This is a genomic window from Micromonospora sp. CPCC 205561 (assembly GCF_036906775.1).
Taxonomy (GTDB): Bacteria; Actinomycetota; Actinomycetes; order Mycobacteriales; family Micromonosporaceae; genus Micromonospora.
In genome coordinates, this window is sequence record NZ_JBAKHV010000002.1 from 241591 (window position 1) to 256393 (window position 14803).

General features: G+C 66.0%; 14 protein-coding genes. 5 read left to right on the top strand and 9 right to left on the bottom strand.

Features of this window, described 5'->3' with window-relative positions:
* Positions 1 to 86: 86 nt before the first annotated feature.
* The 4 genes from V6V16_RS03440 to ssd form a co-directional block, all read right to left on the bottom strand.
* Positions 87 to 1175 carry an AAA family ATPase gene (locus V6V16_RS03440; protein WP_334559355.1) on the bottom strand — a complete coding sequence of 363 codons (1089 nt, stop codon included), beginning with the start codon at positions 1173 to 1175 and terminating at the stop codon, positions 87 to 89.
* A gap of 61 nt (positions 1176 to 1236) precedes the next feature.
* Positions 1237 to 1488, bottom strand: coding sequence for a hypothetical protein (locus V6V16_RS03445; RefSeq protein ID WP_334559356.1), 252 nt, complete (start codon positions 1486 to 1488; stop codon positions 1237 to 1239).
* Positions 1485 to 1742, bottom strand: coding sequence for a helix-turn-helix domain-containing protein (locus V6V16_RS03450; RefSeq protein ID WP_334559357.1), 258 nt, complete (start codon positions 1740 to 1742; stop codon positions 1485 to 1487). The genes V6V16_RS03445 and V6V16_RS03450 overlap by 4 nt, the downstream gene beginning before the upstream one ends.
* A gap of 1146 nt (positions 1743 to 2888) precedes the next feature.
* Positions 2889 to 3932, bottom strand: coding sequence for a septum site-determining protein Ssd (gene ssd / locus V6V16_RS03455; protein ID WP_334559359.1), 1044 nt, complete (start codon positions 3930 to 3932; stop codon positions 2889 to 2891).
* Between the two features lie 306 nt (positions 3933 to 4238).
* Here ssd and V6V16_RS03460 point away from each other — a divergent pair, with 306 nt between their 5' ends.
* On the top strand, positions 4239 to 4832 hold the full coding sequence (locus V6V16_RS03460; protein WP_334559360.1) for a hypothetical protein: 594 nt from the start codon (positions 4239 to 4241) through the stop codon (positions 4830 to 4832).
* A gap of 1140 nt (positions 4833 to 5972) precedes the next feature.
* Here the strand turns inward: V6V16_RS03460 and V6V16_RS03465 are convergent.
* A complete protein-coding gene (locus V6V16_RS03465) occupies positions 5973 to 6332 on the bottom strand; it encodes a hypothetical protein (RefSeq protein WP_334559362.1) in 360 nt (119 codons plus the stop codon).
* 513 nt (positions 6333 to 6845) lie between these two features.
* Positions 6846 to 7178, bottom strand: a complete 333-nt coding sequence (locus tag V6V16_RS03470) for a hypothetical protein (protein ID WP_334559364.1) — start codon at positions 7176 to 7178, stop codon at positions 6846 to 6848.
* 185 nt (positions 7179 to 7363) lie between these two features.
* Here V6V16_RS03470 and V6V16_RS03475 point away from each other — a divergent pair, with 185 nt between their 5' ends.
* Positions 7364 to 9430, top strand: a complete 2067-nt coding sequence (locus tag V6V16_RS03475) for an N-6 DNA methylase (protein ID WP_334559366.1) — start codon at positions 7364 to 7366, stop codon at positions 9428 to 9430.
* Positions 9430 to 10758, top strand: coding sequence for a hypothetical protein (locus tag V6V16_RS03480; RefSeq protein WP_334559367.1), 1329 nt, complete (start codon positions 9430 to 9432; stop codon positions 10756 to 10758). Before V6V16_RS03475 ends, V6V16_RS03480 begins: the two co-directional genes overlap by 1 nt.
* A gap of 678 nt (positions 10759 to 11436) precedes the next feature.
* Here the strand turns inward: V6V16_RS03480 and V6V16_RS03485 are convergent.
* The 3 genes from V6V16_RS03485 to V6V16_RS03495 form a co-directional block, all read right to left on the bottom strand.
* A complete protein-coding gene (locus V6V16_RS03485; RefSeq protein ID WP_334559369.1) occupies positions 11437 to 12078 on the bottom strand; it encodes a hypothetical protein in 642 nt (213 codons plus the stop codon).
* A gap of 99 nt (positions 12079 to 12177) precedes the next feature.
* Positions 12178 to 12729 carry an NUDIX hydrolase gene (locus tag V6V16_RS03490; protein ID WP_334559370.1) on the bottom strand — a complete coding sequence of 184 codons (552 nt, stop codon included), beginning with the start codon at positions 12727 to 12729 and terminating at the stop codon, positions 12178 to 12180.
* Between the two features lie 10 nt (positions 12730 to 12739).
* Positions 12740 to 13006 (bottom strand): hypothetical protein, encoded by a 267-nt coding sequence (locus V6V16_RS03495; protein WP_334559372.1) that lies wholly within the window; start codon positions 13004 to 13006, stop codon positions 12740 to 12742.
* A 13-nt stretch (positions 13007 to 13019) separates the two neighbouring features.
* Between V6V16_RS03495 and V6V16_RS03500 the strand changes: the two genes are divergently transcribed.
* Together V6V16_RS03500 and V6V16_RS03505 are read left to right on the top strand one after the other, a co-directional pair.
* Positions 13020 to 13613: a tyrosine-type recombinase/integrase gene (locus tag V6V16_RS03500; protein ID WP_334559373.1), complete on the top strand. Its 594-nt coding sequence runs from the start codon at positions 13020 to 13022 to the stop codon at positions 13611 to 13613.
* A gap of 352 nt (positions 13614 to 13965) precedes the next feature.
* Positions 13966 to 14775 (top strand): HAD family hydrolase, encoded by an 810-nt coding sequence (locus tag V6V16_RS03505; protein ID WP_334559374.1) that lies wholly within the window; start codon positions 13966 to 13968, stop codon positions 14773 to 14775.
* Positions 14776 to 14803: the final 28 nt, after the last annotated feature.

The following is a 14803-nucleotide window of genomic DNA, read 5'->3' on the forward strand; positions in this document are numbered from 1 at the left end:
GGGACAGCGTGGGACACTTGGCCCGCACAAGCCCCTGACCAGGGATAACGCCGCTTTGGGTGTGGGACACCCGTGGGACAGCGGGGTCATGCCGCCGTAGGCCAATCGTTCTGGTGTTCCTTGATGACGCGGCTTGCCGTGGACTTTGGGATGCCGAGCTGTTCTTCGACCACACGAGCGGACGGCTTGGCACCCGTCTTCTCCCACAGCTTCTTGATCTTGAGCCAGTGGACGCTCTCGCTGCGCTCGGGAGTCAGCGCGGTCCACGGCCACTTTCCGCCCCGGTTGAGCTTCGCGGGCCATTCCCTGTCGGCATCTCGCGGGCCGCGCCAGTGGCTCAGCGTGCCATCGTTGCCGAGGTACAAGCCGAACTCCGGCCACCGCATCCACACCGACGACCCAATCGGCCTCTTGGGACGCTGACCGCCGGCCGCAGCGTGTGGTGTGTGCGCCTCGGTGATGAGCGCGCACGACTCCCGGAGTTCATTGAAGAACCCCGTAACCTGGTTGGCTATCTCGTCGTCCCGCTCGTCCCCCATGAAGGACTTGTAAAGCGGACCGATGCCGAGGACCCCCGCCCCGGACAGTTCCACCAGGCCCGTGAGTTCTTCCTGGTTCGCCTCGTCGCGCAGGTCCCAGCCCTCAGGCTTCGAGATAACGCGAAACCGGGAAGGGTCGAAGCGCTTGCCCGCAGCCCCGATAAGGCTCGACAGCTCACGTCGCAACTGACCCTTGCCGTTCTCCAGGTCCACGAGCAGGACGGGCACCGGTTCGATATCTTGCCCGGTCAGCGGGTGGATTCCGCAGCTTACCTGCATCAGCCACTGCCTAATGAGGGTCGACTTGCCTGCGCCTTCCGTTCCAGTGAGAACCAGGCGGTCCCCGTACTCCAGCATGTCCGGAACTACCCACTCATACGAGGCGCTGTTGCCCGAGTCGATGAAGGAGTCGGCGTCAGGAATCCGGCGCAACCGGTTGCAGTACTCCTGGATTGCCTCGCGGGCCTCTTCGTCTGACATTTCATCGAAGTCCCACAGATCCTCCGCCCTTTCAATGGCTAGGTCCATGTCGTACTCTCGTGCGAGGACTTCGACTACGCGGCTCCCGCCGATATTCAAGGCGAATAGCTCGGCCTGTCCCCGGCTCTTTGGTTGCACGGCTTCGTTATCGGGCATTATGGTTCACTTATCCTTCGTCGTTCGCCTGAGGGCTCTCGCATTCGCACTGCGGGAGCCCTCACCTCTTTCCGAGGGCCGCGATCTTGTCCAGGGTGGGCCGGTCTTCGATCCGGTCGGGCAATCCCTGCTTGCGGGCACGCTTGATGGCGTCCTGCGCCGCGACCTGTCCGAACGTCTCCGGCGTGTACCACTCCGACTCAGGCCACGACAGCGACCCGTTGAAGCTGAAGTCGATCTTTCGCCTGGTCGCCATCGACCGGAGCGCCCGACGGAAGCCGTCGTTCTCGCGGGCCTGCTTGAAGATGCTCACGACAGCTCCCGCCACGGGTTCTTGCTCGCGTCGTGCGGCTTGGCCAGGACTTCCTCGGTGAACAGCTTGGTAAGGGGGATGCCGACCAGCGAGGGAAGGTCTTTGATGACCTCGGGCCTCGGGCGGGTGTACCCGGCCAGCACGTTGAGGAAGTGGCGCTCGCCCACTCCAAGCTGCTCAGCAAGGTCTCTCAGGATGTAGCCACGACGCCGCAGCAACAGGCGTGCGGGCTGGGGACCGAATCGGGAAGGCACGAGGGGTGTTCCTGTCTCCCGCCCCTATGGACGGACCGAGGACCCCACCAGGCGTCGGTAAGCGGGTAGTAGCCCCGCCTGGCGGATCTCCTCGGTTGCAGACAGAAGCAGCGTCGATCCTGCGCCACCTCGTTACCCCGGAACGACCGCCCGTACGGCGTCCGGTGTGGGACAACCATACCCCCAACACCCAACTAGCCAGGGGCTCTGAGTTCGTCACAGTCCATAGCGGGTGCTCGCACCGCTAGATACCCCGACCCGCACGGGTCCGCGCCTCTGGGGCGACCTCAGGGGCCTCCATGGAGGGTCGTCGCGCGCATGGCGGCGGTCGGGTACGCTGCTTGACGGGCAACCCGCCGGGGAACGGTTGGGGGGTCCCTCGGGTCAACCTGCCTCTATATAGCAAGACGAACGGCGCAAAGGTTGGCTACGAGAATATATTTGGCGCTCTGTGCTCCGGCGGCAGAGCTGCCCAGTTAAGTCCTTACCGAGTGGTAGGTAGCACCATCAGCAAGACCTGAGACGGGAGTGCCGTCTCGGTACTGAGATCCACGATCGCCGGAACGCGGACTCAGCCAGACCAGTGTTCACGCACTGGCCGGGCTGGGTTGACGCACCCTCGCCCGACCAGGGAGGAGGGGTAAGAAGTGTGGATTGCCAACCTTGAGATGTTGGTCAACTCGGGTCCCGAACTGGTGCTGGCTGCCATCGGTCTGCCAGTCGCAGGAAAGCTCATCGCCCTAGCTGTAGCCACGCGGGGCACTGACCCCAAGGACCGGCCGACCATCATTAAGGCGGTGGCCGAGCTGTTCCGATGGCGTCGGTGAACTTGACCTCTAAGCCAGCGCCCACCACGCATCGAACGGGTCTGGTCGGGGCGGTACGTGGTCGTACTCGGTCAGGTACTCGGGCCAGTAGCCTTCGTCGGTCCGCTGGCCTGGGATCTGCGGTCGGCCTTCCCGACGACGGGCAACCTTACCCAGATCAGCGTCGTCATCGGGAAAGCTGGTCAACAGCTCTCTTGGCGACGCAAGAGGCAAGTGAAGGAAGGACGTGGTGGAGAGCCCATCGGCAGGGATGATCGGCAGATCAGCCGGTGCTCTCCTACCCACGCCGACGTACCTGACCCCGCATCCTTCGCGGTTGTCACTTGCTCGACGACAGGCTGCCCTTGCTTGAGGGGTTGCGGGGTGGTTGCAGTAGCGGTGGCCGATGCGAGGCATGTTTCCTCCGGGTGCCCGTTGTCGTGCCATGCGACACCTCCGCCGCTCCCAGCCGGCCCGGCGCGGGACCCCGCACGATCACCGACATCGCGGCGCAGTGCGGGCCGGCGGCAGCCACCACCCGGGCCGCGGCGGCGGTGGCCCGCAGCTCGGCCGGGACCACCACGTACGCCTGGTCGGCCGCCTGGAGCGCGGTGACGGCCGCGTCGTCCAGTTGCCGGGGCAGGTCCACCACCACGAAGTCCCGGCCCCGCCGGGCGGCGTCGACGGTGGCCGCCATCGCCTGGGCGGGAAGGGCCAGCAGGTCGCCCCGGTCCCAGGAGAGCACCACCAGGTCGCCCCGGCTCGGCAGGGCTCGTACCAGCGCCGGGGCGTCCACCCGCCCGTCCGCGCCGGTCAGTGCCGGCCAGCGCAGCCCCTCCAGCTGCTCCCAGCCGAGCACCAGGTCGAGCCCGCCGCCGAGTGGATCGGCGTCGACGAGCAGGGTGCGCAGCCGGGTCCGGGCGGCCGTGACGGCGAGCGCGCCGGCAAGGATGCTCGCTCCGGCGCCTCCTCGCCCGCCCAGCACGGCGACGATCCGGGCGCCGCCCCGCTCCACGCCCTCGGGCCCGCACTCAGCGAACCGGTCGACCAGCCACGGCTCGGCGGCGGGCAGCGTCGCCACGTGCTCGGCGCCGATCAGCTCGGCGACCTGCCAGCCGGGATCGAGCTCCCCGGACCTGCCGACCAGCACCATCCGTGACCGCTGCGGCAGCCGCGCCCGCAGGCAGGGTTGGGCCTGGTCGGCCCCGACCAGCACGAGCGGGGCGGGCAGCCAGCGGGTGCGGGCCGCCGCGGGGTCGGCGGCGAGCTCCAGCTCGACACCGCCCGCGGCGGCGAGGCGGAGCAGGTCGTCGAGCAGGTCGTCGTCCGAGGTGACGAGCAGCGGCAGGCGCCGGTGCGGCGGGACGGAGGTACGGGGTGGCATCGTGGCCTCCAGCGGTCGGGCTCCGGGGTTGCTGACGGAGACCCTGCTCGCGAGCCACCCCCGATCGCGGCCCCGCCCGCACGGCCTGTGGACAACCGGGCGCCCTGTGGACGACGTCCGCAGCGCGAGTCGATCTGCTATGCGCGGCCGGCCGTCGGCAGCGGGTGCCGCCACAACGACCTCACCGCCGCCCGGAAGCCGACGACCCGCGCGGGCTCCGAGTGGCCTCGCCCGGGGTGGTCCGCGTCCGGCTGGAGCGCGAAGCCGAGGCCGACGTGGTCCTCGGAGGTGGGAGAGACTGACCACGTGCGGGAGAGCAACGATCGGATCTGGGGCGGCCTGCCCGAAGAGGCCCGCGACCGCATCGACGAGCTCATCTGTCGTCGCCACACGGTCAGGGCGATCAGGCTCCTGTGGCGGGACGCCGGTCTCGACCCCGCGCCTTCGCTGCACCAGGCGACGGACGTGGTGGAGGAACGCAGACACCGACTCACGGTCCAGGGACGGTTGGATCCCGAGCCACCGCCGGCGCCGATGTCGCGGATCGTCGAGAGGGTCGAGGCGATCGCGGAGCCGGTGGTGGCCGTCGAGGCACTGTGGGACGGAGACACGGCGCGCTGGGGTGTCTCGCTCGTCGCCGTCGTGCGTCGGCCGGGCCGGCACCATCCCCGGTACGACGAGGAGCACCTGTGTTTCCTCGACGGGCGCGGCGCGCCTCCGTCGGTGGGCGCCGGTCCGCGCACCTTGGCAGGCGCCGAAGCGGTGCAGAAGGGTTCGGAGTTGGCGCGGGCCCTCGGCGTGCCCTTCCACTTCTTCCGAGCGGACGACCAGGACGTCGACCCGCCGCGGTGGTGGGACTCCGACAGCCACGGATCGTCGGCAGCGGGGAAGTGCGGATGACCGCCCCCTGACCCTGTAGATCAGGATTCCGCGCACGGGCCGACCCGTCGTCTCGGAAGCGAAGGGCCCCACGAAGCCGAATCGTCATGTCGCACACGCCAAGGCGAACGGCCCAGCGGCCTCGACTAGCTTTGCCGCCTCGGTCGAGGCGTGTCCGGGGAGTGGCCCCGGAGCGAGCAAGACGATCTGTGAGCTGCGGTGGAGCGCTCCCCGGGAAAGGGACGACCCCCGTCGGGGGGAAAGTGACCTGACGTAGCAGCGAGTGTGATCAAGTGCCGTACCGGGTGGTCAGACGCATCGGCTGTGCCGCCGAGCATGATCGAGAGTCGCCACGCGGTACGGCGTTCGCTGACGATCCGCTGACTCTCGGATGACGGGCTGCGGACGTCCGAGGACGGCCGGCGGCTGTCTGTTGTCGCCGCTCATCCTCCACCGTTGACGGCCGGCTTGCGTAAGGGTGGCTGTACGGTCGCGATGAATCATCGGAAACAACGGGGAGGCGGGGATGATCCAACCAGCTCGCGCAGTCGCATTGACGGCGTTAGCCGCCCTGTGGGATCAGGGATGTCCATCCCCTCGCCCAGTAACCGTGAGCGGCTGGTCGACGTCGGACTACGCCGTTGGCAGAGCTTCCATCGGCGACACCCTCGTAGCCGTCACCCATCGCGCGAGGACAGGATCCGCGACCTGGTGCGTGGGTTAGTCCAGGCATTCGAGGCCGAACCGCGCTTGGTCGGCCGGCTGGTCAAGGACTATGAGTGCGTCGCGGAGGCGCTCGCTACAGCCGCCGCTTCCTCAACGCGGGAGCCTTGATCCCCCGAACCGTCAGTTTAAAAGATCGTTTCCCGCTGTCGTGATCTGTCCGGAACTCCTGCTCAGCGGCAGTGCCTTGGTGCCCGACCATGACCGCTGCTGACCGTCTGGGACACGGGCTACTGGCACGCGGCTGGCACGGCACCGATGGGTGCGCGGTTGCCCGGCGGCGTTTGGCTTACCGCCCCCGGCCTTCGGTCGGGGGCGGCTTGCCGTGCCGCTGGCTCTCCGCGCGGCCTGGACGTTCGTGTACCCGGTGGCAAGCCGCGGAGCGGCGCGGCAGCCGAGCGCCCTGACATCGACGACGGCCGGCCACGCTGGCGCTCGTCACGGCCCAATCTGTTGCTCACGGCCATTCCGACGCCTGGCGCGATAGTCAAGGACCCCGTTGGTGGCCATTAGGGCCAACGCGGCCAGTAACAGCACAGCACTGATCCATCGGCCCGGAGTGCGCCAAGTGCTGGGCGTGACCTCCGTGAGGTTTCCTAGCCCCAGCAGAACGTAGAAGCCCATGCATGCTGCCCCTGCGGCCCACAGCCGGGGGTGGTGCAGGGTCCGCCTGAACAGCCGAACCGTTGACGCGCGCTGGCTGTGGATGACCACCCAGGCAGCGCACCCGACCAGGGCGACAGCGGCGCTGGCGAGCAGGATGTCCACGGCCGTTGCGCCCGCCTCGTAGGTCGTCACGGCATCACGGTAGCGGCACCGCACAGCTGCCGGCCTCGGGCACTTGGACAGCCGTCGTCTCTGGTGCGGCGGGCTGCGGCGGGCGATGCCGGCCGGAGGCCGCCAGCAGCGCGCCGCAGCCCGCCCCGTGCGCCGCGCTTGCGCGGCGCCTTGATCCTGATGAGAACGTTTCGGCAGTGCCGCCGCTTGAACGCGCTGCTGACGTCTCGCTTACAAGCTTTGGGCGTCCCGTCCGCACACGTCCGGCAACGTCTGCATGCTCGGAGCTTCGTCCATGCCAGCGCTTGTCAGCGTGCCGCCGTCCGGCGGCGTTGCTGTCAGTGTTGCTGCTCGACAGCCGTCCCCAGTCCCAGGCGATGTCGCGCTTGCCCATGCGGGTCCGCCAGTTACCCTCTCGCCATGAATCGCGCCTACCTGCTCATCCTCGGGGAACGAGACGCGATCGCATGGGTGCTACAACAACAACGGACGGCGTTCCCTTCGAGGGTGAAGCCTCGGAGGGAGGTAGCTGCGCTAGCAGTCGGAGACGACCTGTATATCTACGCGACTCGTGGCGCGTGGCATAACCCAGCCCGTGACCGAGGGCGCATCATCGGACACGCAACCGTGGCGAGCACCGTCGGCCCTCTCGACGAGCACCTTGAGATCGCCGGCCAGCGGTTCGGCTCGGGTTGCCTCCTTCGTGTCACCGGAGTTGTCCCTTACCCCGGCGGCGTCGAGCTCGCGCCGCTGGTGCCTCAGATGAAGGCCTTCCCTAGTTCTGATGCCTGGAGTAGCTACCTCCGCAGGCCTCTCCTCGAACTGCCGGCCGAGGACGTTGCCCTCCTCCGGCATCAGCTTGACCACCAACTTAGGCGACCTGCCGACGCCTTGGAGGGGTACCTGGGGCGGCGGTCACGCGTGGCGTCCACATAGGCCGCGCCTGCGGTGATGGGTCCGTCTGAAGCTCCAGAGAGCTGACTGAGCAGGACCGGCAAGCCGCCAGGGCGCTGGGCGGACAGGGTCCCCCTGCCTGCCGGTAAGCTCTGCCCATGACGTCGGAGCAACTGCCCGTTTACTTATTGCTTGGGCGGTCTAGTTACGCCCTTACTATCTTTTCTGAGGACGAACTGGCCACAATCAGGCCAATAGAGCGGAGCGGCAAGCTCTACCTTGAGTGCCTAGCAAGCGGCAAGATGCGCTTGGCTAAGCCGGAGGAGGTCGTTCGGCAGCTTTACATAAACCGACTCATCAATGTTTACGGTTACCCCGAGGACCGGATCGCGGTCGAGCGGGCAGTCTATTTCGGCTCCACCGTACACAAAAAGGCCGCCGATATTGTCGTCATGGATAAGGACGATCCGAACGCCGCGTACATCATCGTCGAAGTCAAAAAGCCTAAGCGTCGCGACGGCGAAGAACAGCTAAAAAGCTATTGCAATGCCGAGGGAAGCCCAATCGGCGTGTGGACAAACGGTGGCGAAGAACTCATCCTGCATCGGTCGAATCCGAACATCTTCCGCTCCTTGTCAGCACTCCCCGCAGCGCATCAGACCTTGGAGGATCTTCTTGACGAGCGATGGACGCTAGATGACCTCATCCGCGAGAACAAGCTAGTCCGAGAGAAGACGACCCTCAAAGAGATCGTCCTCAGCATGGAAGACCTGGTTCTCGCTAACGCGGGAGTGGACGCATTCGAGGAGGTCTTCAAGCTGATCTATGCGAAGCTCTTCGACGAGTCAGAATCTGCGCGCCGCCGCACGCGGAAGCTCGAGTTCCGCGCCGGGCTAAGCACTCCCAATGATCTATACGAACGGATCAATGCCCTCTTCCTCAAGGCAAAGGACCGCTGGCCGGGTGTCTTCTTGGACGGCGAACGCATCGACCTCGCACCCAATCACCTCGTCACTTGCGTATCATTCCTTCAAGACGTCAAACTGTTCAACTCAAATCTTCAAGTTATTGACGAGGCATTCGAATACCTGTCGACCGAGGTGGGCAAGGGGAAGAAGGGCCAATACTTCACCCCGAGGCACGCCATCGATATGTGCGTAAAGATGCTGAATCCTACGTACGACGAATACGTCATCGATACGGCAGCCGGCTCATGCGGGTTTACCGTTCATTCGATCTTCCATGTATGGGGCGACGAGTTTTCTGCGGCGGGCCCTGAGCCTTGGCAAGCAGAGTTCGCGCGAGAAAAGGCCTATGCGATTGATTTCGATCCCCGATCGATTAAGATCGCCAAGGCCCTCAACCTAATCGCAGGCGATGGTCGGACGAACGTCTATCGCGCAAATACTCTTGATCCGCTGAACTGGTCGGATGACGTGCGCGTTGGATTGCAGCCACGACTGGCCAAGCTAGGTAATCACCAGCAGGATAGGCCCAACCGTGAGCGGATGCGGCTTTTTGACTTCGACCTTGTCCTTACGAATCCCCCGTTCGCCGGAGAGCTGGTCGATTCACGCCTGATTCACCAATACGATATTGCCCAGAAGAGTAACGGTACCTGGCCGACCAGCATCGGGCGGGACGTACTCTTCATTGAGCGGAACCTTCAGTTCCTGCGACCTGGTGGACGCATGGCGATCGTCTTGCCACAAGGCAGGTTGAACAACAGCAGCGAGAAGAGCCTACGGGAGTGGATCACGCAGCATGCTCGGATTCTCGCCGTAGTCGGCTTGCAGGTCAACACCTTCAAGCCTCACACGGGAACCAAGACGAGTGTCTTGTTTCTCCAGAAGTGGAATGAGGACCCGTCGCGAGGGCCGCTGTGTCCCCGCGTCGATGACTATCCTGTCTTTTTCGCGACTAGCCAGCTTTCGGGTAAGGATAATCGGGGAGATTACCAGTACTTGAAGAGCGAATCTCGCGAAGTCCTAACCGATCTGTACGACCACCCGATTCTAGAGCACGACCTCTTCGATATGCGGGAGGTGGTCAAAAAGCAGTTCAGACGCTTGGAGCCCCTGTGTGCCACCTCGTCGGATCGCGAAAGCCTGGTAGCACGTCGAGACGAGCTCCTGGCCCGCCTTCCAGAGCGAGAGACTATCGCTGAGGCGTTCGGTCGGTGGGCTCAGCAGCAGGGCTTCGCTTTCGCTCAGGGCGGTAAGTAATGGCGACGTGGAGTTCGCTCAATCTAAGAGAGGCGCAAGGCTCGTTTCGGCTTGACGCGGAGTTCTGGCAACCGGACTTCGTCCAAAATGAGGCGATGCTTCGCGGGATGAAATGTCGCAGGCTAGACGAGATCTGCAGAGACGTGCGCAAGGGGATCTTCTACATCCTTGCGGAAGACTACGTCTCCGACGGTGTCCCCTTCTATCGCTCTGCGAATGTGGGTGACATCCTTCCTAAGGAGAATGATTTAGTCTTCATCTCTGAAGAGCGGGATGCCGCCGACTGGAAGACTAGCTTGGGCAGAGGGGACGTTGTTCTAGCCAAGACGGCCCGCATTGCAGCTAGCCTTGTCATGCGCGATCGCATTAATATCAGCCAAGATGTGATCGGCCTTAGAGTAGACAAGGAGGCTGTAAACCCCGCGTATTTGACAGTCTTCCTTTCGTCGGCTCCCGGTCTGCTTCAAATGCGGCGATGGTTCCAAGGGCAAGTGCAGGGCCACCTGTCGCTGCCTGACGTTCGCGGCATGCTCATTCCAATCATTTCTAACGGGGCTCAAGAGCTGATCGAGGGCCATGTCCATTCCGCTGCGCGCCTGCGTTCCTCTGCCGAGTCAACGCTAGAGGAAGCTTCCTCGGTACTGGCTGAAGGAATCGGAATCTCTCATTTGCGCCCTGGGCTTCGCCCTACCTACGGGGTGCAGCTGAGTGAGTTGAGCGCTGCTGGACGGATGGACGCGGAGTACTTTCAGCCGCATCTGCGTGAACTCGTCGAGCGATTGGGACGAGATGGAACCACCGTGGCGGACTTTGCAGTTCCGGCTAAGAACAAGTTTCTGAGCGAAGCGCACGGTGACACTTTCCGGTATATCGAGATCGGAGGGGTTCGCCGCGATGGTCTTGTTGATGCCGAGGAGATCGTGGTGGACGATGCTCCGAGTCGCGCCCGATGGATCGTACGTGCTGGCGATGTAGTTACTTCGACAGTGAGGCCGAAGCGGCGCCTAACCGCCGTCGTGTCTCAAAGCCAGAACGGTTTCATCTGCTCTAGCGGATTTTCCGTCTTGCGCCCACGGGGAGTACCGTCTGAGGTTCTGCTCACCTTCCTACGCCTGCCTCTTGTCTGCGAGCTACTAGACCTCATGACCACCGCATCAATGTACCCAGCATTGCGGCCAGACGATTTTCTCAAGCTCCCGATGCCCCGCGTGGCTGAGGATCTTTCTGCGCGTATCGCCGGGTTGGTTCGGGATGGCTGGAATCTGTTGAAGGAGGCAGACGGGGAACTGGCTGCCGCCCGCGGCGTACTAGCTCAGGAGTTGGGTTAGTTCACTCACCCGCTACACGGCGCATTCGCCATCCCGTCGCCGTCGACCCGCCCTCCTGGGGAGCGGGCCGCCGCCCGGCCCGCCACGTCAAGCGGACCTTGACGGCTCGTACGGACGCTGGCGGGTCGGGCGGTGGGTCTGCTCGGCTCGTCCCGGGTCGATGGCAGGCGGGATGGCCTACCGGAACCACCCACGGACGGTGACCCGCCGACGCTGCCCCGGCCATCCTGGAGCCGGAGCGCCCTCGCCGGGAGGCGCAGTGACCGCAACCCCGCGACCGCCGCCAGTTCGCCGACGCGGTCGGCGTGCGCTCCTCTACGCTGCGCGGGCTTGTGGCCGCGCAGCCCGGCCGGCTGCCGGCCCACCTCTCACCACTCAACGGTCTGTCGTTCTGCGGCGGCCCTCCGGGCTTCCCCGCTCTCCGCGCCAGCCGCCGGGCGTCAGGCGTGACGGCCGCAGAGCAACAGCGGCGGCGGCCGGCGCGCGCCCAGGCGGCGGCGCGTGCGGCCCGTCAAGGGCCGCCTTGAAGACGTACAGAAAGTTTGAACCACATCGCCGGCAGCCGGCTGTCCCGTCACGGGACATGCTTGTCAGTCGCGTCCCACCAGATGCTTGACATGATCGGAAGGCTCCATTGCGCGAACCCGCAGTGGGTGCGCTTCGAGGAGGACCTGCCGGTCAGTCATCGGCCAGTGGCAACCCGAGGCTGTCCAGTAGTGCGAAGAACATCTCCTCGGCGAGGACATAGCGCTTCCACGGCAGACGTAGCAGGGCGCTGACGCCTGGAGGGCGCCTACTGGCGAGGATCTGCCGGACCGGTCCGACGGGCACTAAGTAGCCGGCCTCCCTCGCCCACTGAGTTGCCCGCTCGGCCGCTTTGGCGGGCGGCAGCCCGAACCCGGCGATCATCCGCAGAGCCTGTCGGTTCGCATCAGCCTTCGACACACCCTGCATGACCAGGTGATCACGCTCGAACAAGCGCGCCGTATCGGCGTCCAACCACGCCTCCCACCGACCGTGGAGCTGGCTGAGCCCTGCTAGCTGGCCGTAGTCGCTGTCGGCTATGAAGGCGGCCAAGACCGGAGCCTGGGACTCCTTCACCAGCCGTGGCAGCACGTCGTCGGCGTCCTTAACCACCACGTTGTCGGGCATGCTGTACACCTGCCACCCGTCGCCTCGTCGCGCGCCGTCGTGTACACGAAGCACGGCGTTCCGGTCGGTCAGCGCGACGAGATCCCGCCCGTTGCGCTGTACAGCGATCAAGGTGCCCAGTACCCCATGCAGCCGCCACCCTTCAGCCCTCGCGTCTGCGGTCCTCAAATTGCCCAGCACTCTAGGCCGAACGTCAGGCATGTCCTGGGACGGATCCGTCAAGCATGTGGTGGGACTAGACACGCCGGCAGCCGGCCGCCACCTTGGTTACTGGGACCGGCCGAACTCGGCGTAGTGCGGCTGGTCATCGTCGAGTGCGTCGAGTGCAGCTCGCACCCTGCGTGCCATGGACGGTCGGAGAAGCGGCAACGCGTCGTCGTAGGCCAGGAACCGTAGGCCTTTGAGTTCGTCGTCGGTGGGCTTGAGGGCAGCGGCCTGGCCCTCGTCGAGCTGCCCCCCGTCGAAGATGAACATGATCCCGTCGGGCCAGACGCCATGGGCGGGAATCCAGTCGACGACCAGGAGTCGATTGACGGGCAGGTCGAGCCCGATTTCCTCGCGGATCTCCCGGCGACACGCGGCCAGCGGCGACTCATCGGCGTCGGCTATGCCTCCCGGGATGTCGAGGAACGGCTTGTATCCCGGCACTACGAACAAAACCCTGCCAGCGGGATCACGGATCAGGGCCCCACCAGCCACCCGCTTGCGGGGCAGCCGCCCGGCAATGCCTGGGTTGAACTCTCGTTCCGGCTCGCCCTCGGCGAGGAGGTCGTCAGCCAACGTCACGGCCTTACCGTACTGAAATTCGAGCAGCGGCACCTCATGCACCTCAACTGGCCAGGAGGAGAGCAGCGCGCTGCTGGAAGGTCCTGACGGCAGGTTGCCGCTCGTACGGTGCGAGCTGCTGTCGAAGCTGTGTCAGGTGCTCGCGGGACCGATGGGACGTCAGCCCGGCAGCCGATTCGACTGCCGTCGTGGCGAAGGTTGTTGACTGCTCGACGTCTCCGTCAAGGAGTGCCACGCGAGCCAACTGGACGGCACCGTAGACGCGCCGCCGAGCTTGGTCCTTCGTGTTGTCCCAGACCAGTTGCAGCATGGGCCGCGCTTCCTTGGCCTTGCCGAGCTCAACCCAGCACGTGCCCACATGGCGTACGGTGCCGCTACCGGGCTTCCTGCTGTCCGCGCTGCGCCAGCTGCACGCCGAAGCCGGCGATCCGGACCCGCGAACGCTCGTCTTCCGCGACCGGGTCGGGCGCCCACTGCGCCGGTCCAACTTCCGCCGTCGGGTCTGGCTGCCCTCGCTGGTGCGCGCCGGGCTGCTCGGCCAGGTCCTCAACACCGGCCCGCATCGGTACCGCGCCGTCTGGCCGGACCGGGAGGGTGTCGAGTGGTCCGCCGAGTTCACCACCGAGCGGGAAGCCGTCGCCTGGGTGGCGACGAAGGCCATTGGCGGAATGCGGTTCCACGACCTGCGGCACGCCTACGCCACCTGGCTGGTCACCGACGGCGTCCCGATCAACCTGGTGCAGCGGGTCATGGGCCACGAGCAGGCGTCAACGACGCTCAATCGTTATACGCACACCCCGGACGACTACGCCGCCCGCGTCCTGGCGGCCTTCGACGGCTCTGCTGCCTTCCTGCTGCCTCCGGGCGAGAATTCGCCCTCGGAGAGCGGTTCTGACGGGAATGGAGACGACCTGTGACCTGCGTCGGAGCGCTCCCGCCGGAAAGGGACGACCCCCGTCGGGGGGAGACGGGGGTCGTCGAAGGTTCGGCTCCGGGGGGGTCGAGCCGAACCCACTCAGCGGTCACGGGGGGGTGCGACCGCCGAGGGTCTGCTGTTGTACGAGACGTGAACACTCGTCGTACCGACAAGTCTGCATGAGCGGCCTGTTTACGTCGAGTGGTGCCATCTCCACTCCCTGCGAAATAAACTTCGCACGGTGTGACCGTCATCACAGCGGGTGGAGGCGACGGGGTCGGCCCGCAGGTCCGAGGGGGCATCGGGCCCCGGGCACCCGCCGACCATAGACCATCCGGCTAGACTTTCGCGCCGTGGGCCGAAGCGCCGCTTTCTTCGATCTGGACAAGACCGTCATCGCCAAGTCGAGCGCCCTGGCGTTCGGTCGGCCGTTCTACCGGGACGGCCTGATCACCCGCCGTGACGTGGTCAAGTCGGCGTACGCGCAGCTGATGTTCCGGCTGGGCGGCACCGACGAGCAGACCATGGCCAGGACCAGGGACTACCTCGCCGCGCTCTGCAAGGGCTGGCAGGTGGAACAGGTCCGTCAGATCGTCGCGGAGACGCTGCACGAGCTGATCAACCCCTACGTCTACGCCGAGGCCGCCGCCCTGATCGAGGAGCACCAGGCCGCCGGCCGGGACGTGGTCCTGGTCTCCGCCTCGGGCGAGGAGATGGTCCGGCCGATCGGCGCGCTGCTCGGGGTGACCGACGTGATCGCCACCCGGATGGGTGTGGTGGACGGCCGCTACAGCGGCGAGGTCGAGTTCTACGCGGCCGGCCCCAGCAAGGTCGACGCGGTCGGCGAGCTGGCCGCCGAGCGCGGCTACGACCTGGCCGACTCGTTCGCCTACTCCGACTCGTACAGCGATCGGCCGCTGCTGGAGTGCGTCGGCCACCCGTCGGTGGTCAACCCCGACCGGCAGCTGCGCCGGCTCGCGGTCGAGAACTCCTGGCCGGTGCTGGAGTTCCGGCACCCGATCCCGCTGGGCCGGCGGCTGCGCGAGCGCCCGGCCGTGCCGGTCGCCGCCGCGGCGCTCGGCGTGGGCGTGGGCGTCGCCATCGGCATCGCGTGGTACGGCCGCCACCGCCGCACCCGCACTGCGGCCGCGCCCGCCGCCTGAGCCGGCGGGCCGGCAGGCCGGCAGGCCG